Origin of the sequence: Citrobacter sp. RHBSTW-00986, from assembly GCF_013783065.1 — a bacterium.
Lineage (GTDB): Bacteria > Pseudomonadota > Gammaproteobacteria > Enterobacterales > Enterobacteriaceae > Citrobacter > Citrobacter braakii.
This window is the reverse complement of the sequence record NZ_CP056200.1, coordinates 4,123,554-4,146,636: the sequence shown is the minus strand read 5'-3', so window position 1 is coordinate 4,146,636 and position 23,083 is coordinate 4,123,554. Positions and strand designations below refer to the sequence as shown.

Genomic DNA, 23,083 nt, shown 5'->3' with positions numbered 1-23,083 from the left:
ATTTTTACAGCAGGAGGCTCTTGTGTCATTTGATTATCTGAAAACTGCCATTAAGCAAAAGGGCTGTACCCTGCAACAGGTGGCAGATGCCAGTGGCATGACCAAGGGATATTTAAGTCAACTGCTGAATGCCAAAATTAAAAGCCCCAGCGCGCAAAAGCTGGAGGCGTTGCACCGGTTTCTCGGGCTGGAGTTTCCGCGCCAGCAGAAGAATATCGGTGTGGTATTCGGTAAGTTTTATCCGCTGCATACCGGCCATATCTATCTTATCCAGCGCGCGTGTAGTCAGGTCGATGAACTGCATATCATCATGGGGTATGACGACACGCGCGATCGCAGCCTGTTTGAAGACAGCGCTATGTCGCAACAGCCCACGGTGCCCGATCGTCTACGCTGGCTGCTGCAAACCTTTAAGTATCAGAAAAATATCCGTATTCATGCCTTCAACGAAGAGGGTATGGAGCCGTATCCACACGGTTGGGATGTGTGGAGCAATGGGATTAAAACGTTTATGCAGGAGAAAGGGATCCAGCCTAACTGGATTTACACCTCTGAAGAGTCAGATGCCCCGCAGTATCTGGAACATCTGGGGATCGAAACCGTGCTGGTGGATCCCAAACGAACGTTTATGAACATCAGCGGCGGGCAAATCCGTGAGAACCCATTTCGCTACTGGGAGTATATTCCTACAGAAGTGAAGCCGTTTTTCGTGCGCACTGTGGCGATCCTCGGCGGAGAGTCGAGCGGAAAATCGACGCTGGTGAACAAGCTCGCCAATATCTTTAACACTACCAGTGCGTGGGAATATGGGCGTGATTACGTCTTCTCCCATTTGGGTGGTGATGAGATGGCGTTGCAGTATTCCGACTACGATAAAATCGCCCTGGGACAAGCCCAATACATTGATTTTGCTGTCAAGTATGCCAATAAAGTGGCGTTTATCGACACCGATTTCGTTACCACTCAGGCCTTCTGCAAAAAGTATGAAGGGCGTGAACACCCGTTTGTGCAGGCCCTGATTGACGAGTATCGCTTTGACCTGGTGATCCTGCTGGAGAACAATACTCCATGGGTGGCGGATGGCTTACGCAGTCTCGGCAGTTCGGTTGACAGAAAAGCGTTTCAGTCGCTGCTGGTCGAGATGCTGCAGGAAAACAATATCAATTTTGTGCACGTTCAGGAGCCCGACTATGACGGTCGATTTCTGCGCTGCGTGGAGTTGGTGAAAGAGTTGATGGGCGAGCAGAGATAGCGTAAATGCCGGATGGCGTTGCGCTTATCCGGCCTACAAGTCGGACTCACCTCGTAGGCCGGATAAGCGCAACGCCATCCGGCGCTTAACGGTAATTACTTCGAAATACGCTTGTACTTAATACGCTTCGGCTCCAGCGCATCTGCGCCCAGCGTGCGTTTCTTGTACTCTTCGTATTCGGTAAAGTTACCTTCGAAGAACTCAACCTTACCTTCATCCTGGTAATCCAGAATGTGGGTCGCGATACGGTCGAGGAACCAACGGTCGTGCGAGATGACCATCGCGCAGCCCGGGAACTCCAGCAGGGCGTTTTCCAGCGCGCGCAGGGTTTCGATATCCAGGTCGTTGGTTGGTTCATCAAGCAGCAGCATGTTGCCGCCAACCTGCAGCAGCTTCGCCAGGTGCAGACGACCGCGCTCACCGCCGGAGAGTTCGCCTACGCGTTTACCCTGATCAACACCTTTAAAGTTGAAGCGGCCTACGTAGGCGCGGCTTGGCATCTCGGTGTTGCCGATCTTCATGATATCCAGCCCGCCGGAAACTTCTTCCCACACGGTTTTGCTGTTGTCCATGGCGTCACGGAACTGGTCAACGGAAGCCAGCTTGACGGTTTCACCCAGTGTGATGGTGCCGCTGTCTGGCTGTTCCTGACCGGACATCATACGGAACAGGGTAGATTTACCCGCGCCGTTCGGACCGATGATGCCGACGATGGCGCCTTTCGGTACGGAGAAGCTCAGGTCGTCAATCAGAACGCGATCGCCGTAGGATTTACGCAGATTGGTGACTTCAACGACTTTATCACCCAGACGTGCTCCAGGTGGGATAAACAGTTCGTTGGTTTCGTTACGCTTCTGGTATTCGGTGTTGTTCAGCTCTTCAAAGCGTGCCAGACGGGCTTTACCCTTAGACTGACGGCCTTTAGCGCCCTGACGCACCCACTCCAGCTCTTTCTCAATGGATTTACGGCGAGCCGCTTCCTGAGACGCTTCCTGCGCCAGACGCTGATCTTTCTGCTCCAGCCAGGAGGAGTAGTTGCCTTCCCATGGAATACCTTCGCCGCGGTCAAGCTCCAGAATCCAGCCCGCAACGTTGTCTAGGAAGTAACGGTCGTGGGTAATCGCCACCACGGTGCCTTCGAAGTCGTGCAGGAAGCGTTCCAGCCACGCAACGGATTCGGCGTCCAGGTGGTTAGTCGGCTCGTCGAGCAGCAGCATGTCTGGTTTTTCCAGCAGCAGGCGGCACAGCGCGACGCGGCGGCGTTCACCACCGGAGAGGTTCTCAATTTTAGCATCCCAGTCCGGCAGACGCAGGGCGTCAGCGGCACGCTCAAGCTGCACGTTCAGGTTATGACCGTCGTGCGCCTGAATGATCTCTTCAAACTTGCCCTGTTGCGCAGCCAGTTTATCGAAGTCGGCGTCCGGCTCGGCGTACTTTGCGTACACTTCATCCAGACCTTTCAACGCGTTAACCACTTCGGCAACCGCTTCTTCCACGGATTCACGAACGGTATGTTCCGGGTTCAGTTTTGGTTCCTGCGGCAGGTAACCGATTTTAATGCCAGGCTGTGGGCGAGCTTCACCTTCGATATCGGTATCAATGCCGGCCATGATGCGCAGCAGGGTTGATTTACCCGCGCCGTTCAGACCAAGTACACCGATTTTGGCGCCAGGGAAGAAGCTCAGTGAGATGTTTTTAAGAATATGACGTTTCGGCGGAACGACTTTGCCGACACGATGCATGGTATAAACAAATTGGGCCACGTTGGACTCGCCTCTTTATTTATCCCGTCATACTTCAAGCTGCAGATGCGTTGGCTGTGAGTTACTCGGCTCATCTATGAGCCTCGCCCTTGCGGGCCGCTGCTCCGCAGCGTTCAAATCTGTTCCTGACAGATTTGTTGTTCCCCCCAGTCACGCACTTTGTACGCTCAGGGGATTTACTCCCTCGCCGCCTTGCTGCAACTTGAATTATTTAGGGCTAATTATTGGTAAATAGTTATCAAAGGCGAAGTGTAGCCTTTTTCATTGCCCAATCCCAGCCAGCAGATCTCATTCGCAACAAAAGTAAAAAAGTGTCCGTGACGTGGCGCATTCTGCAATGTCTGGTTAGCATGAACTAATTAAGCGGCATGATGCTGCACAGACGTAACATGAGAAGAGGAAGAGCTTGTGGACAAAGCCAATCAATTTACCTGGCGCCTGCTGGCGGCCAGCGTATGTCTGCTGACGGTCAGTCAAGTGGCGCGAGCCGATTCCCTGGATGAGCAGCGCAGTCGCTATGCGCAAATTAAACAGGCCTGGGATAACCGACAGATGGATGTCGTAGAGCAGATGATGCCCGGCCTGAAGAATTATCCTCTGTATCCTTATCTGGAATATCGTCAGATTACTGACGATCTGATGAATCAGCCCACCATTACCGTTACCAATTTTGTGCGCGCCAACCCGACGCTGCCCCCCGCGCGTACTCTGCAATCACGTTTCGTGAATGAACTGGCGCGACGGGAGGACTGGCGTGGACTACTGGCGTTCAGCCCAGAAAAACCGGGTACCACGGAAGCGCAATGCAACTATTACTTTGCGAAATGGAGCACCGGGCAAACCGAAGAGGCCTGGCAGGGCGCGAAAGAACTGTGGTTGAGCGGGAAAAGCCAGCCGAACGCCTGTGACAAATTATTCGGTGTATGGCGCGCCTCAGGAACTCAGGATCCGCTGGCGTATCTGGAGCGTATTCGTCTGGCGATGAAAGCCGGGAATACCGGTCTGGTCACGGCGTTAGCTGGGCAAATGCCCGCGCAATACCAAACTATCGCTTCGGCGATCATCGCGCTGGCCAACGATCCGAATTCGGTGATGACCTTTGCGCGCACCACTGGCGCGACGGATTTCACCCGACAGATGGCGGCGGTGGCTTTTTCCAGCGTGGCGCGTCAGGATGCGGAAAACGCCCGCCTGATGATCCCGTCTCTGGCGCAGGCGCAACAGCTGAATGACGAGCAAACCCAGGAGCTGCGCGACATCGTCGCCTGGCGTCTGATGGGTAATGACGTTACCGATGAGCAGGCCAAATGGCGCGATGACGCCATTATGCGCTCGAATTCCACCTCGCTTGTGGAGCGCCGTGTGCGCATGGCGCTGGGAACCGGCGATCGTCGTGGTCTGAATACCTGGCTGGCGCGTTTGCCAATGGAAGCAAAAGAGAAAGATGAGTGGCGTTACTGGCAGGCGGATCTGCTGCTTGAGCGCGGGCGTGAGGCGGAAGCCAAAGAGATCCTGCACCAGCTCATGCAGCAGCGCGGTTTCTATCCGATGGTGGCGGCACAGCGTCTGGGTGAAGAGTACGAGCTGAAAGTGGATAAAGCCCCGGCAAACGTTGACTCTGCGCTGACTCAGGGACCGGAAATGGCACGTGTGCGCGAGCTAATGTACTGGAATCTGGACAATACCGCGCGCAGTGAATGGGCGAATCTGGTCACCAGTCGCACGAAGTCTGAGCAGGCTCAGCTGGCGCGTTACGCGTTCAACAATCACTGGTGGGATCTGAGCGTACAAGCGACGATCGCCGGTAAGCTGTGGGATCATCTGGAAGAGCGTTTCCCACTGGCCTACAAGGATCTGTTTACACGCTACACCAGCGGCAAGGATATTCCGCCAAGCTATGCGATGGCGATAGCGCGTCAGGAAAGCGCCTGGAACCCGAAAGTGAAATCGCCGGTTGGCGCCAGCGGGCTGATGCAGATTATGCCGGGCACGGCGACGCATACGGTGAAAATGTTCTCGATTCCAGGTTACAGCAGCCCGAGCCAACTACTGGATCCTGATACCAACATCAACATTGGTACCAGCTATTTACAGTATGTCTATCAGCAATTCGGTAATAACCGCATTTTCGCGTCGGCGGCCTATAACGCCGGACCGGGGCGCGTTCGCACCTGGCTTGGCAATAGCGCGGGTCGTATCGATGCTGTCGCGTTTGTCGAAAGCATTCCATTCTCTGAGACGCGTGGCTACGTGAAGAACGTGCTGGCTTACGATGCGTACTATCGCTATTTCCTTGGTGATAAGCCGGAGTTGATGAGCGACGCAGAATGGCAACGTCGTTACTGATCGTGTCGGTTGTGTTATGCTATCGTACTCGTTAAAGAGTACAAAAGGGGGGCGGCAAGCACGCTTCCCCCGCAACGATGGCGATAACTTATGACTCAGCAATCACCCTATTCGGCAGAGATGGCAGAACAGCGTCACCAGGAGTGGTTACGTTTTGTCGATCTGCTTAAACACGCCTATGAACAAGACTTACACCTGCCCCTGCTCAATTTGATGTTAACGCCGGATGAGCGCGAAGCGCTGGGCACGCGCGTGCGTATCATTGAAGAGCTGCTGCGCGGCGAGATGAGTCAGCGCGAGCTTAAAAACGAGCTCGGGGCGGGGATCGCCACCATTACACGGGGGTCGAACAGCCTCAAATCCGCACCGGTGGATCTGCGTCATTGGCTGGAGCAGGTGCTGCTAAAAAATGCCTGATGGCGCTTCGCTTATCAGGCCTAAGGATGTGGCGCGGTTGTGGCCGGATAAGGCGAAGCCGCCATCCGGCACAACGCTATAAATACACTGCGTTATGAAACGGGCTGAGCGCCAGAATCACCGCCTGGTGGTATACGCTTGAGCGCGTCAGCTTGCCCGCGGTAAAGACGCCGATTGCGCCTTCTTTACGGCCAATCTCATCAATACCCGTGTAGTCCGACATCACCGGACCGAGCGCTTCGCCTTGACGGACTCTATCGAGAATGACAGCTGGCAATGGCAGCGTGGCTGAACGGGCTTCGCCGCGCTGGACGCCATTATCAATCACCACCCAACTGAAGGTCGCATCGTCGTCAATTCCCGCTTCAATAGCGACCCAGAAATCAGCCTGCGGGTGCAGACGGCGCGCATTATCAACGCGATTTCGTGCGCCAGTGCGCGTTTCCTGGTTTCCGAAAGGTTGTTCCGGCACGCCACTCTCGACGGCGACGGGTTCAATATGGCAGGATCCTTCCCCGAAAATCTCTTCAAATGCCCGCAGAATTGCCTGAATTTTGGCAGGATTGGTGGTCGCAGAGATAACCTTGTGCATAATTAAGCTCAGTTTGAAAATTCATCGCATCGCAGTATAACGGAATCTATGGTCACTCCCGTTTTTGCAACACTGATTTTGACGACAAGTTGGCTTGCTTGAATCTATCCGGCGTCTGAATGGGATTTTATTCCCGCGCCTTGATGAGTTCCGCGCCTGATGAACCTCCAGAAAATATACGGCTTCAATGAGCCTTTCCGTTTTACAGGTTCCTCAACAGGCCGGTGGGCCGTTAGTATCATCAATATCAGTATTCGCAAAACCAGATCAGTAATTCTTTAAACCGGTGTATTTCTGCCGTTATGCTACATAAGTTTGCTGTCGTGCCGTTAGGGCCCAGGCTATTCTGGCCAGCTTGTTTGCCAGAGCACAAGTGACGACAAAGTTGCTTTTCCGGCACAGTAAATCCCTGACCCAATCGGCCAATTTGCCAGACTGGTGTTCCAGTTTTTGTATGAATACCCTGGCACATTGAACCAACAAAGTTCGGATCTTTTTATTACCTCGCTTACTAATTCCCAGCAATGTCGTCCTACCTCCCGTGCTGTACTGCCGAGGTACAAGCCCTGTTGCCGCCGCAAAGTCACGGCTGCTGGCGTACTGCTTCCCGTCGCCAATCTCAGTTGAAATAGTACTCGCTGTCAGTGTTCCGACGCAGGGAATGCTCAGCAAGCGCTGTCCAACCTCATCTTCGTCCAACTTTCGTTTCAACTGGGATTCCAAATCTTTAATCTGCTCAACAAGATAGTGATAATGCTGTTGTAATTTCAGCAATAACTGGCTGAGGTAAAGAGGCAAACTATTATCCTCAAGAATGGTACTCAGTCGGCTAATAACGGCAGCTCCTCGGGGAACGCTAATGCCAAATTCCAGCAGAAAAGCATGCATTTGATTGGTTGTTTTTACCTTATCCTGAACCAGGGATTCACGGACACGATGCAGAGCCCGCATTGCCTGCTGAGATTCCGTTCTGGGCTGCACAAAACGCATAGACGGACGCGATGCAGCTTCACAAATAGCTTCGGCGTCGACAAAGTCGTTTTTATTGCTTTTAACGAACGGGCGGACAAATTGTGGTGATATCAGCTTTGGGGAATGCCCCAACTCTTCCAACTTGCGTGCCATAAAGTGAGAACCGCCACAGGCTTCCATTGCGATGGTTGTAGCGGGGCATGTCGCCAAAAATTCGATCAACTTTGGCCGGGTAAATTTTTTACGGTAAACAGCCTTCCCGCGACGATCCTGGCAATGAATATGGAAAGAGTTTTTACCCAGATCGATACCAATGAGCGCAATGTTTTCCATGATAGTTCTCCGAATGAAAGCCTGTCCTCAGCATAGTACCGGGAAGGAGGGAGTGACCATCTCATTAAAAAAGCATGTTACAGGTATACCTTGTTCGCCATGGCGAAACGCAGTGGAACGCCGAGCGACGTATTCAAGGCCAGTCAGACAGCCCACTGACCGCTAAAGGTGAACAGCAAGCCATGCAGGTGGGCGAACGCGCCCGCACGTTTGGTATTACGCATGTCATCAGCAGCGATTTAGGTCGTACACGACGCACCGCAGAAATCATCGCCCAGGCCTGTGGCTGTGATATCACCTATGACTCACGTTTGCGCGAGCTGAATATGGGCGTGCTGGAGCAACGCCATATCGATACGCTGACGTCGGAAGAAGAGGGCTGGCGTCGCCAGTTGGTGAACGGTACGGTGGAGGGGCGTATTCCTGAAGGGGAATCGATGCAGGAACTGAGCGATCGCGTCCACGCGGCGCTGGCATCCTGTCTGGAACTGCCGCCGGGGAGTCGTCCGCTGCTGGTCAGTCACGGTATTGCACTGGGTTGCCTGGTGAGTACGATTCTGGGATTACCGGCATGGGCTGAACGTCGCCTGCGTCTGCGCAACTGTTCTATTTCTCGCGTCGATTACCAGGAAAGTTTGTGGCTGGCGCCGGGATGGGTAGTTGAAACGGCAGGGGACATCTCACATCTGGACGCCCCTGCGTTAGACGAACTGCAGCGCTAGCGGCGAATAGGAATCAGGAATTCGCAGCGCAGGTTGATCGGGCGATCTCCCGCTTTGGCATCTTCTGCCGGGTAGTATCGCTCGATATCCTGCCCTTTACGGCGCGTCAGGTTCAGCATTGGCATGCATGTGCCATAAACCGTCAGGATAAACTCCTGTACGCCGGTCCCCAGCCCTTCATAGGTAAACATCACATACTCGCCGCCCTGTAGCAGGATAGGCTGTGCCGACGGCACATAACCATTGGCCTGTTCCGGCGTCAGTGCTGTGGTGTAAAACACTTCCTGCTCGTCATCTTTTTCAATGCTCGGACGCGTTTCGTTCAACCCGTACAGCACAGGTGGGATCGCAGGAGCCTGGCTAAGGAAGTCGCGCCAGAACTGAATTCGCATTTCATGACGGAAATCTGAAATCTGCTCCAGCGAGCAGGAATAGCTTTGCGTGGTGCCAAGCAGTTGCGTATCTTCCAGCGTGACAAACTCGTGCGCAGGCATGGCAAATTCACCCAGTCGCATAGGCGGGCGAATACCAAACGCGCTCCATTCCGGTGAACGGCGATACAGCGCAGGCGTTTGGGAAAATTGTTTCTTGAACGCGCGGGTAAAGGTTTGTTGAGAGTCAAAGCGATATTGCAGCGCAATATCCAGAATTGGGCGTGCAGTCAGGCGCAGCGCCACTGCGGATTTCGATAAACGACGGGCGCGGATATAGGCGCCAATAGCATGGCCCGTCACGTCCTTAAACATTCTCTGCAGGTGCCACTTGGAATAGCCTGCTTTTGCCGCCACATTGTCAAGCGACAAAGGCTGATCCAGATGACCTTCCAGCCAGATTAATAGGTCGCGAATAATGCCAGCCTGATCCATAAAATATCCTCATCCTTTCAACAACGAGTACCTGACGTCAGGTATGAGGATAATAGCATTTTTTGCTGTTTTAGCATTCAGTGTTTTTTTTGCTCATAAATGCTTTTTTCGATCATTCGAAAGCGTGATTATTGTAATCCTGTGATCTGTATACGTTTTATCTTAGAATGTCGAATAATTACACAGAGTAACTTTTAAAAATGGTAACAATATGAAATATAAGAGCTTAATCATTTCCTCAATTCTGCTGATGTTGGCGCAGGTCGCCCATGCGGAGCAGATTGGATCTGTCGATACGGTGTTCAAAATGTTTGGGCCGGATCATAAAATTGTGGTCGAAGCGTTTGACGATCCAGATGTTACCAACGTGACCTGCTACGTGAGCCGGGCGAAGACCGGCGGCATCAAAGGTGGGCTGGGGCTGGCGGAAGATACCTCCGATGCCGCCATTTCCTGTCAGCAGGTGGGGCCGGTAGAACTGAGCGACAGAATCAAGAACGGCAAAGCGCAGGGTGAAGTGGTATTTAAAAAACGTACCTCGCTGGTGTTTAAATCCTTACAGGTCGTGCGTTTTTACGACGCGAAACGTAATGCACTGGCCTATCTGGCCTATTCAGATAAAGTGGTCGATGGATCGCCCAAAAATGCCATCAGCGCGGTGCCCATCATGCCGTGGCGGGAATAACAAGGAAGCAAAATGCAACAACCGTTGATCTGGTTGGTTGAGGATGAGCAGGGCATTGCCGATACGCTCATCTACATGCTGCAGCAGGAAGGTTTTAGCGTGGAAGCGTTTGAGCGCGGGTTACCTGCGCTGGAGAAATCTCGCCAGCGTTGTCCTGATGCGATCGTTCTGGATGTCGGACTACCGGATATCAGCGGTTTTGAACTGTGTCGACGCCTGCTGGAGCGGCATCCAGCGTTGCCGATCCTGTTTCTGACCGCGCGTAGCGATGAGGTGGATCGCCTGCTGGGGCTGGAAATTGGCGCGGATGACTATGTTGCCAAGCCTTTCTCACCGCGCGAGGTGTGCGCCCGCGTGCGTACGCTGCTGCGGCGGGTGCAGAAATTCTCTGCTCCTTCATCGACGACGCGTTGCGGCGATTTTGAACTTAATGAGCTGGCCGCGCAGATTACCTGGTTCGGCAAGCCGTTAAACCTGACGCGCTATGAATTTCTGTTGCTGAAAACACTGCTGTTGTCGCCGGGGCGCATTTACTCACGCCAGCAGTTGATGGATTTAGTCTGGGCCGATGCACAGGACACCTTTGACAGAACGGTCGATACCCACATTAAAACGCTGCGCGCCAAGCTGCGGGCTATCAACCCTGAGCTTTCCCCCATCAATACGCATCGCGGTATGGGATATAGCCTGAGGAGCGTCTGATGCGCATTGGCATGCGTTTGTTGCTCGGCTATTTTCTGATTGTTGCCGTCGCCGCCTGGTTCGTTTTGTCGATCTTTGTACAGGAAATTAAACCAGGCGTCCGCCGGGCAACCGAAGGCACTTTGATTGATACCGCCACGCTGCTGGCTGCGCTGGCGCGCGATGACTTGCTCTCTGACTCTCCAGCCAACGGCAAGCTGGCGCAGGCATTTTCGCAACTGCATAACCGCCCATTCAGCGCCAATATCAGCGGCATTAACAAAGTCCGTAATGAATACCATGTCTACATGACGGACGCGCAGGGTAAAGTGTTGTTTGATTCCGCAAACCAGGCTGTCGGTCAGGACTATTCTCGCTGGAACGACGTGTGGTTAACCCTGCGTGGGCAATATGGCGCCCGCAGTACGCCGCAAAACCCGAACGATCCGGAAAGTTCAGTGATGTACGTGGCCGCGCCGATCGTAGACGGCGGACGTATTATCGGAGTGCTTAGCGTCGGTAAACCGAATGCGGCGATGGCGCCGGTGATTAAACGCAGTGAACGGCGGATGCTGTGGGCCAGCGCCGTATTGCTGGGCATTGCCTTAGTGATTGGCATCGGGATGGTATGGTGGATAAACCGCTCCATCGCCCGGCTGGCGCGCTATGCCGACTCCGTTACCGAGAATCGCCCCGTCCCACTGCCTGATTTAGGTAGCAGCGAGCTACGTAAACTGGCGCAGGCGCTGGAAAGCATGCGACTGAAGCTGGAGGGCAAAAACTACATTGAGCAGTATGTTTATGCGTTAACGCATGAACTGAAAAGTCCGCTGGCGGCCATTCGCGGCGCGGCTGAGATTTTGCGCGAAGGTCCGCCGCCGAACGTGGTTGCGCGCTTTACCGATAATATTCTGACGCAAAATGCGCGCATGCAGGCGCTGGTCGAAACCCTGTTACGCCAGGCGCGACTGGAGAATCGACAGGACATTACGTTGACGCCAGTGGCGGTAGATGCGCTGTTTGCTCAGCTCAAAGAGGCACGCAGCGTGCAACTGGCGGCAAAAAACATCACGCTTACCATTATGCCTTCATCGCTTAGCGTCGCCGCCGATCCTGCGTTACTGGAGCAGGCATTGGGGAATTTGCTCGACAACGCTATCGACTTCACGCCACAGGACGGGACGATTACGCTGAGCGCGCATCAGCAGGATGAACTGGTCACGTTGCAGATAATCGACAGCGGCGGCGGGATCCCCGACTTCGCGTTGCCGCGTATTTTTGAGCGTTTCTATTCGCTGCCCCGTGAAAATGGGCATAAGAGCAGCGGTTTAGGGCTGGCGTTTGTCAGTGAGGTTGCGCGACTGCACGAGGGGACGGTGACATTGTGCAACCGACCACAAGGCGGCGCACAGGCCTCGTTTACGCTTCACGGTCACTTCACATAACTTCAAATTCTCCGCACATAGCTGTTCTACCTTGCTGATATTGCAAAGGAGAACGCTATGTTTAAATCACCCCTGTTTTGGAAAATAGTCACCTTAGGTGGCGCAATACTGCTGCTGTTAATCCCGCTGACGATGGTCAGGCAGATCATCGTGGAGCGATCGGATTACCGCGATGAAGTCGAAGATGCCATCCGACAGAGCACCAGCGGGCCGCAAAAGATGGTAGGACCGTTGATAGCCATTCCGCTAACGGAGCTTTACACCTCACTGGAGGATGGTAAAGAAATCCAGCGTAAGCGTAGCTATATCCATTTCTGGCTGCCGGAGTCGTTGGTAGTTGAGGGGAATCAGAACGTTGAAGCACGTAAAATCGGTATTTATGAGGGCCAGGTCTGGCACAATGATGTTTCGGTGAAGGCTGAGTTTAACGCTGAACGGTTGAGTGATTTAAATCATCCTAATATCAGCATCGGCAAACCGTTTATTGTGGTTGGCGTGGGGGACGCGCGCGGGATTGGCGTGGTAAAAGCGCCGCAGGTCAATGGAACGTCGCTGGCCGTTGAGCCGGGGACGGGGCTGGATGGACGTGCGCAGGGGATCCACATTCCGCTACCCGATGCGAGCTGGGCTGAGCAAAATCTGAGCATGGCGTTGTCGCTTAATTTGAGCGGAACCGGCGATTTCTCCGTCGTTCCGGTTGGGCGTAACAGTGAAATGACCTTAACCAGCAACTGGCCGCATCCCAACTTTCTTGGGGACTTTCTCCCGGCTAAGCGCGAAATTAGCGAATCAGGATTCAAGGCTCAGTGGCAAAGCAGCTGGTTTGCGAACAACCTCGGCGAGCGCTTTAACGACGAAAAGATTGGTTGGCTGGGCATGCCAGCGTTTAGCGTCGCCGTCGCCACGCCAGCAGATCAGTACCAGTTAACGGACAGGGCAACAAAGTATGCCATCCTGCTGATTGTGCTGACCTTTATGTCTTTCTTCGTCCTTGAAAGTATGACCAATCTGCGCTTGCACCCGATGCAGTATCTGCTGGTGGGGCTATCGCTGGTAATGTTTTATCTGCTGCTGCTGGCACTGTCGGAACACATCGGTTTTACGGCGGCGTGGATAACGGCAAGTCTGGTGGGGGCGTTGATGAACGGTGTGTATCTGCAGGCGATATTGCAGGGCTGGCGGAACAGTATTTTGTTCACCGTGGCGCTGCTGGGGCTGGATGGTGTGATGTGGGTGCTGCTACGTTCACAGGATAGCTCTTTACTGCTGGGAACCGGCGTGCTGTTGTTCGCGCTGTGTGGGGTCATGTTCCTGACGCGTCATCTTGACTGGCACTCGCTGGCACAGCCAAAAACAAAGCCAAAATCTACAGAACTTCCAGAGCTTCAGCCTGCGCAGAGCGACGAATTTCGCTTGTGGGAATAGAGCGGTAGGGAAATGAAAAACGGCGCATAAAGCGCCGTTTTTATACCAGTGAGGATTGAATTAATCCTGCAGGTCGCCGCAGAAACGGTAGCCTTCACCGTGAATGGTGGCGATGATTTCTGGCGTATCCGGCGTTGATTCGAAATGTTTACGAATGCGGCGGATCGTCACGTCAACGGTACGGTCATGCGGCTTCAGTTCGCGACCGGTCATTTTTTTCAGCAGTTCTGCGCGAGACTGGATTTTGCCCGGATTCTCACAGAAGTGAAGCATGGCGCGGAATTCGCTGCGTGGCAGTTTATACTGCTCACCGTCAGGACCAATCAGAGAGCGGCTGTTGATGTCCAGCTCCCAGCCATTGAACTTGTAGCTTTCGACGCTACGGCGTTCTTCGCTGACAGTACCCAGGTTCATGGTACGGGACAGCAGGTTACGAGCACGGATAGTCAGTTCGCGCGGGTTAAACGGCTTGGTGATGTAATCGTCTGCGCCGATTTCGAGGCCGAGAATTTTATCGACTTCGTTATCACGGCCCGTCAGGAACATCAGCGCAACGTTAGCTTGTTCGCGAAGTTCGCGCGCTAACAGCAGGCCATTTTTCCCAGGCAGATTGATATCCATAATCACAAGGTTGATATCATATTCAGAGAGAATCTGATGCATTTCCGCGCCATCTGTCGCTTCGAATACATCATAGCCTTCTGCTTCGAAAATGCTTTTCAACGTGTTGCGTGTTACTAACTCGTCTTCAACGATAAGAATGTGCGGGGTCTGCATGTTTGCTACCTAAATTGCCAACTAAATCGAAACAGGAAGTACAAAAGTCCCTGACCTGCCTGATGCATGCCGTAAATTAACATGATCGGCGTAACATGACTAAAGTACGTAATTGCGTTCTTGATGCACTTTCCATCAACGTCAACAACATCATTAGCTTGGTCGTGGGTAGTTTCCCTCTGGACCCGACAGTGTCAAAAACGGCTGTCATCCTAACCATTTTAACAGCAACATAACAGGCTAAGACATGCCGGACACCCAATAAAACTACGCTTCGTTGACATATATCAAGTTCAATTGTAGCACGTTAACAGTTTGATGAAATCAACGTATCCAAATGTTTGCTTTCATCACAAAATTGCAATATTACAACTAGTTGCACGAGCAAATTAATAAATGTAATGAATCCAACCAGTGCGATCCATTTTAAATTAAATTATCATGGATAAACAGAGGGATATGCAACTTTTGTTAACATAAAAAGCAATAGTACACCCGGGAAATAGTTTAGCATTTTTTAATGGATGCGAAATGCTTTTTCAGTGATTTCTGTTAAAAATATGTAAATTCGCACTGCGTAATATGTTGAAGCACGTCACATTTTTCCTTGCAGACTGGCCAAAAAGAGTATCGAAATGCGTTTAACAATTATTCTGGTTGCCCCCGCCAGAGCGGAAAATATAGGTGCGGCTGCCCGCGCTATGAAGACCATGGGGTTCACCCAATTACGCATCGTTGACAGCGAAGCCCACCTGGAACCCGCCACGCGATGGGTCGCGCATGGTTCTGGCGATATTATTGATAATATTAGCGTTTTTTCAACGTTGGCGGAGGCGCTGTACGACGTAGATTTTACCGTCGCGACCACTGCGCGTAGTCGGGCGAAGTTCCATTACTACGCTACGCCGGTCGAACTGGTTCCTCTGCTGCAGGAAAAATCAACGTGGATGGATCATGCCGCGCTGGTTTTTGGTCGTGAAGATTCAGGGCTGACCAACGAAGAATTGGCCCTGGCGGATGTACTCACCGGTGTACCTATGGTGGCTGACTATCCTTCACTCAATTTGGGGCAGGCGGTGATGGTGTATTGCTATCAATTAGCAGGTTTAATACAACAACCCGTCAAAAACATTGAGGTGACGGATGAGCTTCAGCTACAGGCATTGCGCGCGCGCGTTTTGCGTTTATTAGCCACGCTGAACGTTTCTGACGACATCAAGTTGACGGACTGGCTGCAACAGCGAATGGGTCTGTTAGGGCAGCGAGATACGGCAATGTTGCACCGTTTTTTACATGATATAGAAAAAAGCATCACGAAATAAAATATCGACCTACATTTGTTGCGTGGTGTTTTGCTCTGGATTCAAGTAGGGGTGACATACTGTATTGGTCGAAACTAAAAGGGCAAGCAGTCGCTCGTGAACAAGTTTCGGAATGTGACCAATTTAAAAATTTATTGACTTAGGTCAGCAGATACTTTAACCCTAAAAGAATACAGGACAGATAATAAATAATTACAGAGCACACAACATCATGAAACGCATCAGCATCACTATTACCACAACCATCACCATTACCACAGGTAACGGTGCGGGCTGACGCGTACAGGAAACACAAGAAAAAGCCCGCACCTAAACAGTGCGGGCTTTTTTTTCGACCAAAGGCAATGAGGTAAACCATGCGAGTGTTGAAGTTCGGCGGTACATCAGTGGCAAATGCAGAGCGCTTTCTGCGGGTTGCCGATATTCTGGAAAGCAATGCCAGACAGGGGCAGGTCGCGACCGTTCTCTCTGCCCCCGCAAAAATTACCAACCATCTGGTGGCGATGATTGAGAAGACCATCGGTGGTCAGGATGCTTTAGCCAATATCAGCGACGCCGAACGCATTTTCTCTGAGCTGTTGGTGGGTCTTGCCGCCGCGCAACCGGGTTTCCCGCAGGCTCCGCTCAAAGCCTTTGTTGAACAAGAGTTTGCACAGATTAAGCACGTCCTGCACGGTATCAGCCTGCTGGGTCAGTGCCCGGACAGCATCAATGCTGCGCTTATTTGCCGTGGTGAAAAAATGTCGATCGCCATCATGGCTGGCCTGCTGGAAGCGCGCGGGCACAACGTGACGGTCATCGACCCGGTAGAGAAATTGCTGGCGGTAGGTCATTACCTCGAATCTACCGTTGATATCGCCGAATCTACGCGCCGCATAGCCGCCAGCCGTATTCCTGCGGACCATATGATTCTGATGGCAGGTTTTACCGCCGGGAATGAGAAAGGAGAGTTAGTGGTGCTGGGGCGTAATGGCTCTGACTACTCTGCCGCCGTACTGGCCGCCTGTTTGCGCGCCGATTGTTGTGAGATCTGGACCGATGTCGATGGCGTATATACCTGCGATCCGCGCCAGGTACCCGACGCCCGACTGCTGAAGTCGATGTCTTATCAGGAAGCGATGGAGCTTTCTTACTTCGGCGCTAAAGTGCTGCACCCGCGCACCATTACCCCTATTGCCCAGTTCCAGATCCCGTGCCTGATTAAAAATACCGGCAATCCACAAGCGCCCGGCACGCTTATCGGTGCCAGCAGTGATGATGACGATTTGCCGGTAAAAGGGATTTCTAACCTCAATAACATGGCGATGTTTAGCGTCTCCGGCCCTGGGATGAAAGGCATGGTGGGGATGGCGGCGCGTGTTTTTGCCGTGATGTCGCGCGCAGGCATCTCGGTGGTGCTGATCACCCAATCCTCTTCTGAATACAGCATCAGCTTCTGCGTCCCGCAGGGCGACTGCGCGCGTGCGCAACGCGCCATGCAGGATGAATTCTATCTCGAACTGAAAGAAGGCTTGCTGGAGCCGCTGGCGGTGACTGAGCGTCTGGCGATCATCTCGGTCGTTGGCGATGGTATGCGCACGTTGCGTGGCATCTCGGCGAAATTTTTTGCCGCGCTGGCTCGCGCGAACATTAATATCGTGGCAATCGCCCAGGGCTCGTCTGAGCGTTCCATTTCGGTAGTGGTGAACAACGACGACGCGACCACTGGCGTGCGTGTGACCCATCAGATGCTGTTCAACACCGATCAGGTGATTGAAGTATTTGTCATTGGCGTTGGCGGCGTGGGCGGTGCGCTGCTGGAGCAGCTTAAACGTCAGCAAACCTGGCTTAAAAAGAAGCATATCGATCTGCGTGTGTGCGGTGTGGCGAACTCGAAGGCCCTGCTGACCAACGTCCATGGTCTGAATCTGGAAAACTGGCAGTCGGAGCTGGAAAGCGCGAAAGAGCCTTTCAACCTGGGGCGCTTAATTCGTCTGGTGAAAGAATATCATCTGCTCAATCCGGTGATTGTCGACTGTACGTCAAGTCAGGCGGTCGCGGATCAGTATGCGGATTTCCTGCGCGAAGGCTTCCATGTGGTTACGCCGAATAAAAAGGCCAACACGTCGTCGATGGATTACTACCATCAGCTGCGTTTTGCTGCGGCGAAGTCTCGTCGTAAATTTCTGTACGACACCAACGTAGGCGCGGGCTTGCCGGTAATTGAGAACCTGCAAAATCTGCTCAGCGCGGGCGATGAACTGCAACGTTTCTCCGGCATTCTTTCTGGTTCGCTGTCGTTTATTTTCGGCAAGCTGGATGAAGGCATGAGCTTCTCCGAGGCCACCACCATGGCGCGTGAGCTGGGCTATACCGAACCCGATCCGCGTGACGATCTATCCGGTACGGACGTGGCGCGTAAGCTGTTGATCCTGGCCCGTGAAACCGGTCGTGAGCTGGAGCTTTCTGACATTGTTATTGAGCCGGTCCTGCCAAAAGAGTTTGATGATTCCGGTGATGTTCCCGCGTTTATGGCGAAATTGCCGCAGTTGGATGACGCCTTTGCCGCGCGTGTGGCGAAAGCCCGTGATGAGGGGAAAGTATTACGCTATGTTGGCAATATTGAAGAGGATGGCGTCTGTCGCGTAAAAATAGAAGCAGTAGACGGCAACGATCCGCTGTTCAAAGTGAAAAACGGTGAAAACGCGTTGGCGTTTTACAGCCATTATTATCAGCCGCTACCGTTGGTTCTGCGCGGATACGGCGCGGGTAACGACGTGACGGCGGCGGGCGTATTTGCCGACCTGCTACGCACCCTTTCATGGAAGTTAGGAGTCTGACATGGTGAGAGTTTATGCCCCGGCTTCCAGCGCCAATATGAGCGTCGGGTTTGATGTGCTCGGAGCGGCGGTAACCCCGGTGGACGGTTCGCTGTTAGGCGATGTGGTATCCGTTGAGGCGGCTGACCATTTCAGCCTCAACAACCTCGGTCGCTTTGCCAATAAGCTGCCGCCTGAGCCGCGAGAAAATATTGTCTACCAGTGCTGGGAGCGATTCTGTCAGGAGCTGGGTAAAAGCGTTCCGGTGGCGATGACGCTGGAAAAAAATATGCCGATTGGTTCCGGGTTAGGCTCCAGCGCGTGTTCCGTTGTGGCGGCGCTGGTCGCCATGAACGAGCATTGCGGTAAACCGCTCAACGATACGCGCCTGTTGGCGATAATGGGTGAGCTGGAAGGGCGTATCTCCGGCAGTATTCATTACGATAACGTCGCCCCGTGCTTTTTGGGCGGCATGCAGTTAATGATCGAAGAAAACGGCATTATCAGCCAGCAGGTGCCAGGCTTTGATGAGTGGCTGTGGGTCCTCGCGTATCCGGGAATTAAAGTGTCGACGGCAGAAGCGCGGGCGATTTTACCTGCGCAGTATCGCCGTCAGGACTGTATCGCCCACGGGCGGCATCTGGCTGGGTTTATCCATGCCTGCTATTCCCGTCAGCCAGGGCTTGCCGCGAAGCTGATGAAAGATGTCATTGCTGAGCCGTACCGTACCCGCCTGTTGCCAGGCTTTAGCCAGGCGCGTCAGGCGGTAGCGGAAATCGGGGCGCTGGCCAGCGGTATCTCCGGTTCGGGGCCGACGCTGTTCGCTTTGTGCGACAAGCCGGATACGGCGCAGCGTGTAGCAGACTGGCTGGGTAAAAATTATCTGCAAAATCAGGAAGGCTTTGTTCATATTTGCCGGTTGGACACGGCGGGCGCACGGGTACTGGGATAATCAATGAAACTGTATAATCTGAAAGATCATAACGAACAGGTCAGCTTTGCACAGGCCGTCACGCAAGGGCTTGGCAAGAATCAGGGATTGTTTTTTCCGCACGATTTGCCGGAATTCAATCTGTCAGAAGTCGATGAGATGTTGAACCAGGATTTCGTTAGCCGCAGCGCGAAGATCCTTTCCGCATTTATCGGTGATGAAATCCCACAGGAGATTCTGGAACAGCGCGTGCGTGCGGCGTTTGCCTTCCCGGCGCCGGTTGCTCAGGTTGCCGCGGATATCGGCTGTCTGGAGCTGTTCCACGGCCCAACGCTTGCATTTAAAGACTTTGGCGGGCGCTTTATGGCGCAGATGCTGACGCATATCAGCGGCGACAAACCGGTCACCATTCTGACGGCGACCTCTGGAGACACTGGTGCGGCAGTCGCACATGCCTTTTATGGTCTGAAAAATGTGCGCGTGGTGATCCTTTATCCGAACGGCAAGATTAGCCCATTACAGGAAAAACTGTTCTGTACACTGGGTGGCAATATTGAAACCGTGGCGATTGATGGCGATTTTGATGCCTGTCAGGCGCTGGTGAAACAGGCGTTTGATGACGAAGAGCTGAAGGTAGCTTTGGGGCTGAATTCGGCTAACTCAATCAACATTAGCCGTCTGCTGGCGCAAATCTGTTACTACTTTGAGGCCGTGGCTCAACTGCCGCAAGAGGCGCGTAATCAGCTGGTTATTTCCGTTCCCAGCGGCAACTTTGGCGATCTGACTGCCGGGCTGCTGGCAAAATCACTGGGCTTGCCGGTGAAGCGTTTTATCGCGGCGACCAACGTCAACGATACGGTTCCACGCTTTCTTGCACAAGGTGAGTGGGCGCCGAAAGCGACACAGGCGACGTTGTCGAATGCGATGGATGTCAGCCAGCCAAATAACTGGCCGCGGGTGGAAGAACTGTTCCGCCGTAAAATCTGGCGTCTGAATGAGCTGGGTTATGCCGCTGTTGACGATGCCACTACTCAGGACACGATGCGTGAGCTGCATGAGATGGGGTACACCTCAGAACCGCATGCGGCGGTGGCTTACCGTGCGCTGCGTGACCAACTGAACCCTGGCGAGTACGGCCTGTTCCTCGGCACTGCGCATCCGGCCAAGTTTAAAGAAAGCGTTGAAGAGATTCTTGACCTGACGCTGGCGCTGCCAAAAGCGCTAGCGGAACGCGCGGACCTGCCGCTGCTTTCTCATAACCTGCCTGCTGATTTTGCTGAACTGCGCAAGCTGATGATGGCCCGCGGTTAACGGTTGTGCCCGCTGGCGCTTTGCTTAGCGGGCCTACAAAACCTATCGGCCGGATCGGGCGTTCGCCGCCATCCGGCCTTTTTACTACTGCTCCTGGCGCTTAAACACCAGTTCGCCATTTCCTGACGCTTCTTCATCAAAGAAATAGCCTTCGCTGTTAAAGGCGGTCAGCTGTTCTGGCTGCGTTAAGCGGTTCTCAATAATGTAGCGACTCATCAGGCCGCGCGCTTTTTTGGCATAGAAGCTGATGACTTTGAACTTACCGTTCTTCTCGTCGAGGAAGACCGGTTTGATAAGCTCCGCATTGAGCTTTTTCGGCTTCACGGATTTAAAATACTCATCCGAGGCGAGGTTAATCACTACGCTGTCGCCTTGCGCTTCCAGCGCTTCGTTAAGTTTATCGGTGATGGTATCTCCCCAGAACTGGTAGAGATCTTTACCTTTCGCATTGGCCAGACGAATACCCATCTCCAGACGGTAAGGCTGCATCAAATCCAGCGGACGCAAAACGCCGTACAGCCCGGACAACATCCGTAAGTGTTGCTGAGCGAAGTCGAAATCCGCTTCGCTGAAGGTTTCAGCCTGCAGTCCGGTATACACGTCGCCTTTAAATGCCAGAATGGCCTGGCGCGCGTTTTCCGGCGTGAAGTCAGGCTGCCAGTCATGGAAACGCGTGGCGTTCAGATCCGCCAGCTTGTCGCTAATTCCCATCAGCTTGCCAATTTGCGGAGCAGAGAGTTGGCGCGCCACGTGAATAAGCTGCTGAGAGTGATCCAGCAGTTCGGGCAATGTATGACGTGTCGTTGCCAGCGGACTTTGGTAGTCGAGCGTTTTTGCAGGTGAAATCAGAATCAGCATATCCAGTCCTTGCAGGAAATTTACTGCGACTTTAGCAAAAAAAACGACAGAATTGATCGATGGTTGCGATTGCCGCGCTATCCGCGCGGCGTCTCATCCCAGCTTTCGGGCGCAAGTTGTTGTCTGATATCAGGATAACGGCGCGGATCGAATTCTGGGCGCACCCCGAGTTTGCGTTGGCGTAGATAGTCGCAGGCGATAGTCTGCACAACCGGTGAAAGCAGCAGAATCGCCGTCAGGTTAGTGATGGCCATACACGCCATAATGATGTCCGCCAACTGCCAGACCAGCGGAACGCTGACTAACGTTCCGCCGATAACGGTGCTAACGGTGGCGATCCTTAATAGCCAGACGACGCGGATATTGTCCAGCTTCAGGAAAACGAGGTTATTTTCCGCATAGATGTAGTTGGCTACGATAGAGCTAAAAGCAAACAGAATCACAATTAACGCCACGAATCCGGCACCCCATTCTCCCGTTACTGAAACCATCGCTTTCTGGAGTAACTGGATGCCTTCCATCGGTACATAGCTGGCGTCATTACCCGCCAACAGAACAATCATCGCGCTGGCCGTACAGAGAATCAGCGTATCAACTAATACTCCGATCATTTGCACAATGCCTTGTGCCGCAGGATGCGGAGGCCAGGATGCTGCTGACGCGGCCGCGTTCGGAGTTGATCCCATTCCGGCCTCATTAGAAAACATACCGCGTTGAAAGCCGCTGGCAATGGCCTGGCTTAGTGTATACCCGGCGGCACCGGCTGCGGCTTCCTGCCAGCCAAAGGCACTTTTTATAATGGTCATGATAATGCCGGGGAGCTGTCCGAAATGCCACAGACAGATGACGATGCTGCAACCGACCCACAACAGCGCCATCATCGGAACGAACCATTGCATCAGGCGGGCAACGCCTTTAATGCCGCCAACGATTGCCAATAATGACACTATTGCCAGTGCGATACCGGTGAAGAGGGGAGGGATATCAAAAGCAAAGGTCAGCGCATGAGAGACCGAATTAGCCTGAACGCTGTTAAAAATCAGACCATAAGCAATGAGTAAAAAGATGGCAAAAAGAACGCCCATCCAGCGCATGCCCAGCCCACGCTCCATATACCACGCAGGACCGCCGCGAAACTGTCCCTTGCTGTCGCGCTCTTTATACAGTTGGGCAAGAGAGCTCTCGGCAAATGACGTCGCCATACCAATGATCGCCGAGACCCACATCCAGAACACGGCTCCCGCGCCGCCAGCGGCAATCGCCAACGCCACGCCCGCCAGATTTCCGCTACCGATACGTGCGGCAAGACTGGTGCATAAAGCCTGAAAGGAAGTTAAACCGCCCGGCTGCGGGCTGATGCTGTTTTTAAGACTTTTGCCAAACTGGCGAATATAGCGAAACTGAATAAACCCTGTACGCCAGGTGAACCAACATCCTGCGCCAAGCAGGAGGTAGATCATCACCGATCCCCAGAGTATTTCATTAATAAATGAGAAAAAATCAGGCATTAACATCCCTCTTGTTGATGCCGGTAAGCGCGAATATTCCCATGTAAGCGCTACCAATAATCGACCAGTATATACCTTA

General features: G+C 53.1%; 21 protein-coding genes and 1 other annotated feature. Of the genes, 14 read left to right on the top strand and 7 right to left on the bottom strand.

The annotated features are described in order from the left end of the window. Positions 1–22 precede the first annotated feature (22 nt). Positions 23–1,252 (top strand): multifunctional transcriptional regulator/nicotinamide-nucleotide adenylyltransferase/ribosylnicotinamide kinase NadR, encoded by a 1,230-nt coding sequence (gene nadR / locus HV345_RS20030; RefSeq protein WP_016151614.1) that lies wholly within the window; start codon positions 23–25, stop codon positions 1,250–1,252. A 95-nt stretch (positions 1,253–1,347) separates the two neighbouring features. On the opposite strand, the gene ettA is transcribed toward nadR, so the two are convergent. Beyond that, positions 1,348–3,015 carry an energy-dependent translational throttle protein EttA gene (ettA, locus tag HV345_RS20025; RefSeq protein ID WP_003019019.1) on the bottom strand — a complete coding sequence of 556 codons (1,668 nt, stop codon included), beginning with the start codon at positions 3,013–3,015 and terminating at the stop codon, positions 1,348–1,350. A gap of 408 nt (positions 3,016–3,423) precedes the next feature. Here ettA and sltY point away from each other — a divergent pair, with 408 nt between their 5' ends. After that, positions 3,424–5,361 carry a murein transglycosylase gene (gene sltY / locus HV345_RS20020; protein WP_047358370.1) on the top strand — a complete coding sequence of 646 codons (1,938 nt, stop codon included), beginning with the start codon at positions 3,424–3,426 and terminating at the stop codon, positions 5,359–5,361. Between the two features lie 90 nt (positions 5,362–5,451). After that, positions 5,452–5,778: a trp operon repressor gene (trpR, locus tag HV345_RS20015; RefSeq protein WP_019078321.1), complete on the top strand. Its 327-nt coding sequence runs from the start codon at positions 5,452–5,454 to the stop codon at positions 5,776–5,778. Between the two features lie 76 nt (positions 5,779–5,854). On the opposite strand, the gene yjjX is transcribed toward trpR, so the two are convergent. Continuing rightward, on the bottom strand, positions 5,855–6,370 hold the full coding sequence (gene yjjX / locus HV345_RS20010; protein ID WP_016151618.1) for an inosine/xanthosine triphosphatase: 516 nt from the start codon (positions 6,368–6,370) through the stop codon (positions 5,855–5,857). 300 nt (positions 6,371–6,670) lie between these two features. After that, positions 6,671–7,675 (bottom strand): IS110-like element IS4321 family transposase, encoded by a 1,005-nt coding sequence (locus HV345_RS20005; protein ID WP_000427623.1) that lies wholly within the window; start codon positions 7,673–7,675, stop codon positions 6,671–6,673. Positions 7,676–7,749: 74 nt separating this feature from the next. Between HV345_RS20005 and gpmB the strand changes: the two genes are divergently transcribed. Then, positions 7,750–8,397, top strand: a complete 648-nt coding sequence (gpmB, locus tag HV345_RS20000; RefSeq protein WP_016151619.1) for a 2,3-diphosphoglycerate-dependent phosphoglycerate mutase GpmB — start codon at positions 7,750–7,752, stop codon at positions 8,395–8,397. Here gpmB and robA read toward each other — a convergent pair. After that, the gene (gene robA / locus HV345_RS19995) at positions 8,394–9,263 is read right to left on the bottom strand and encodes an MDR efflux pump AcrAB transcriptional activator RobA (protein ID WP_003837295.1); all 870 of its coding nucleotides are present in this window, start codon (positions 9,261–9,263) and stop codon (positions 8,394–8,396) included. The two genes, gpmB and robA, sit on opposite strands and share 4 nt — an antisense overlap. Before the next feature lie 211 nt (positions 9,264–9,474). Between robA and creA the strand changes: the two genes are divergently transcribed. The 4 genes from creA to creD are packed head-to-tail and all read left to right on the top strand — an operon-like array spanning position 9,475 to position 13,499. Beyond that, positions 9,475–9,948 carry a protein CreA gene (creA, locus tag HV345_RS19990; protein WP_016151621.1) on the top strand — a complete coding sequence of 158 codons (474 nt, stop codon included), beginning with the start codon at positions 9,475–9,477 and terminating at the stop codon, positions 9,946–9,948. Positions 9,949–9,960: 12 nt separating this feature from the next. Further along, positions 9,961–10,650, top strand: coding sequence for a two-component system response regulator CreB (gene creB, locus HV345_RS19985; RefSeq protein WP_047500122.1), 690 nt, complete (start codon positions 9,961–9,963; stop codon positions 10,648–10,650). Continuing rightward, a complete protein-coding gene (gene creC, locus HV345_RS19980) occupies positions 10,650–12,074 on the top strand; it encodes a two-component system sensor histidine kinase CreC (RefSeq protein ID WP_181635969.1) in 1,425 nt (474 codons plus the stop codon). Before creB ends, creC begins: the two co-directional genes overlap by 1 nt. Before the next feature lie 57 nt (positions 12,075–12,131). Next, complete coding sequence (gene creD / locus HV345_RS19975; protein ID WP_181635968.1) at positions 12,132–13,499, top strand: cell envelope integrity protein CreD; 1,368 nt, start codon at positions 12,132–12,134, stop codon at positions 13,497–13,499. A gap of 60 nt (positions 13,500–13,559) precedes the next feature. Here the strand turns inward: creD and arcA are convergent, their stop codons facing one another. Next, positions 13,560–14,276, bottom strand: coding sequence for a two-component system response regulator ArcA (gene arcA / locus HV345_RS19970; RefSeq protein WP_001194359.1), 717 nt, complete (start codon positions 14,274–14,276; stop codon positions 13,560–13,562). A 95-nt stretch (positions 14,277–14,371) separates the two neighbouring features. Between arcA and yjjY the strand changes: the two genes are divergently transcribed. The 6 genes from yjjY (at position 14,372) to thrC (ending at position 20,638) form a co-directional block, all read left to right on the top strand. Beyond that, the gene (yjjY, locus tag HV345_RS19965; RefSeq protein WP_042998021.1) at positions 14,372–14,512 is read left to right on the top strand and encodes a protein YjjY; all 141 of its coding nucleotides are present in this window, start codon (positions 14,372–14,374) and stop codon (positions 14,510–14,512) included. 399 nt (positions 14,513–14,911) lie between these two features. Beyond that, complete coding sequence (locus tag HV345_RS19960) at positions 14,912–15,598, top strand: tRNA/rRNA methyltransferase (protein ID WP_016151625.1); 687 nt, start codon at positions 14,912–14,914, stop codon at positions 15,596–15,598. A 206-nt stretch (positions 15,599–15,804) separates the two neighbouring features. Next, positions 15,805–15,931: a sequence feature (Thr leader region), on the top strand. Next, positions 15,810–15,875, top strand: coding sequence for a thr operon leader peptide (gene thrL, locus HV345_RS19955; protein ID WP_032337689.1), 66 nt, complete (start codon positions 15,810–15,812; stop codon positions 15,873–15,875). It overlaps the preceding feature by 66 nt. A 23-nt stretch (positions 15,932–15,954) precedes the next feature. Continuing rightward, positions 15,955–18,417 carry a bifunctional aspartate kinase/homoserine dehydrogenase I gene (gene thrA / locus HV345_RS19950; RefSeq protein WP_101700356.1) on the top strand — a complete coding sequence of 821 codons (2,463 nt, stop codon included), beginning with the start codon at positions 15,955–15,957 and terminating at the stop codon, positions 18,415–18,417. Between the two features lies 1 nt (position 18,418). Then, entirely contained in the window at positions 18,419–19,348 is a 930-nt protein-coding gene (gene thrB / locus HV345_RS19945; protein WP_016155645.1) for a homoserine kinase, read from the top strand. Positions 19,349–19,351: 3 nt separating this feature from the next. Beyond that, positions 19,352–20,638, top strand: a complete 1,287-nt coding sequence (thrC, locus tag HV345_RS19940; RefSeq protein ID WP_181635967.1) for a threonine synthase — start codon at positions 19,352–19,354, stop codon at positions 20,636–20,638. Positions 20,639–20,722: 84 nt separating this feature from the next. On the opposite strand, the gene yaaA is transcribed toward thrC, so the two are convergent. After that, on the bottom strand, positions 20,723–21,496 hold the full coding sequence (yaaA, locus tag HV345_RS19935) for a peroxide stress protein YaaA (protein ID WP_016155647.1): 774 nt from the start codon (positions 21,494–21,496) through the stop codon (positions 20,723–20,725). A 77-nt stretch (positions 21,497–21,573) separates the two neighbouring features. Continuing rightward, positions 21,574–23,004: a sodium:alanine symporter family protein gene (locus tag HV345_RS19930; protein ID WP_046275507.1), complete on the bottom strand. Its 1,431-nt coding sequence runs from the start codon at positions 23,002–23,004 to the stop codon at positions 21,574–21,576. Positions 23,005–23,083: the final 79 nt, after the last annotated feature.

Coding starts and splice junctions, on each gene's coding strand:
- trpR (WP_019078321.1), top strand. CDS start 5,452: ATGACTCAGCAATCACCCTATTCGGCAGAGATGGCAGAACAGCGTCAC.
- yjjX (WP_016151618.1), bottom strand. CDS start 6,370: ATGCACAAGGTTATCTCTGCGACCACCAATCCTGCCAAAATTCAGGCA.
- HV345_RS20005 (WP_000427623.1), bottom strand. CDS start 7,675: ATGGAAAACATTGCGCTCATTGGTATCGATCTGGGTAAAAACTCTTTC.
- gpmB (WP_016151619.1), top strand. CDS start 7,750: ATGTTACAGGTATACCTTGTTCGCCATGGCGAAACGCAGTGGAACGCC.
- robA (WP_003837295.1), bottom strand. CDS start 9,263: ATGGATCAGGCTGGCATTATTCGCGACCTATTAATCTGGCTGGAAGGT.
- creA (WP_016151621.1), top strand. CDS start 9,475: ATGAAATATAAGAGCTTAATCATTTCCTCAATTCTGCTGATGTTGGCG.
- creB (WP_047500122.1), top strand. CDS start 9,961: ATGCAACAACCGTTGATCTGGTTGGTTGAGGATGAGCAGGGCATTGCC.
- creC (WP_181635969.1), top strand. CDS start 10,650: ATGCGCATTGGCATGCGTTTGTTGCTCGGCTATTTTCTGATTGTTGCC.
- creD (WP_181635968.1), top strand. CDS start 12,132: ATGTTTAAATCACCCCTGTTTTGGAAAATAGTCACCTTAGGTGGCGCA.
- arcA (WP_001194359.1), bottom strand. CDS start 14,276: ATGCAGACCCCGCACATTCTTATCGTTGAAGACGAGTTAGTAACACGC.
- yjjY (WP_042998021.1), top strand. CDS start 14,372: ATGACTAAAGTACGTAATTGCGTTCTTGATGCACTTTCCATCAACGTC.
- HV345_RS19960 (WP_016151625.1), top strand. CDS start 14,912: ATGCGTTTAACAATTATTCTGGTTGCCCCCGCCAGAGCGGAAAATATA.
- thrA (WP_101700356.1), top strand. CDS start 15,955: ATGCGAGTGTTGAAGTTCGGCGGTACATCAGTGGCAAATGCAGAGCGC.
- thrB (WP_016155645.1), top strand. CDS start 18,419: ATGGTGAGAGTTTATGCCCCGGCTTCCAGCGCCAATATGAGCGTCGGG.
- thrC (WP_181635967.1), top strand. CDS start 19,352: ATGAAACTGTATAATCTGAAAGATCATAACGAACAGGTCAGCTTTGCA.
- yaaA (WP_016155647.1), bottom strand. CDS start 21,496: ATGCTGATTCTGATTTCACCTGCAAAAACGCTCGACTACCAAAGTCCG.
- HV345_RS19930 (WP_046275507.1), bottom strand. CDS start 23,004: ATGCCTGATTTTTTCTCATTTATTAATGAAATACTCTGGGGATCGGTG.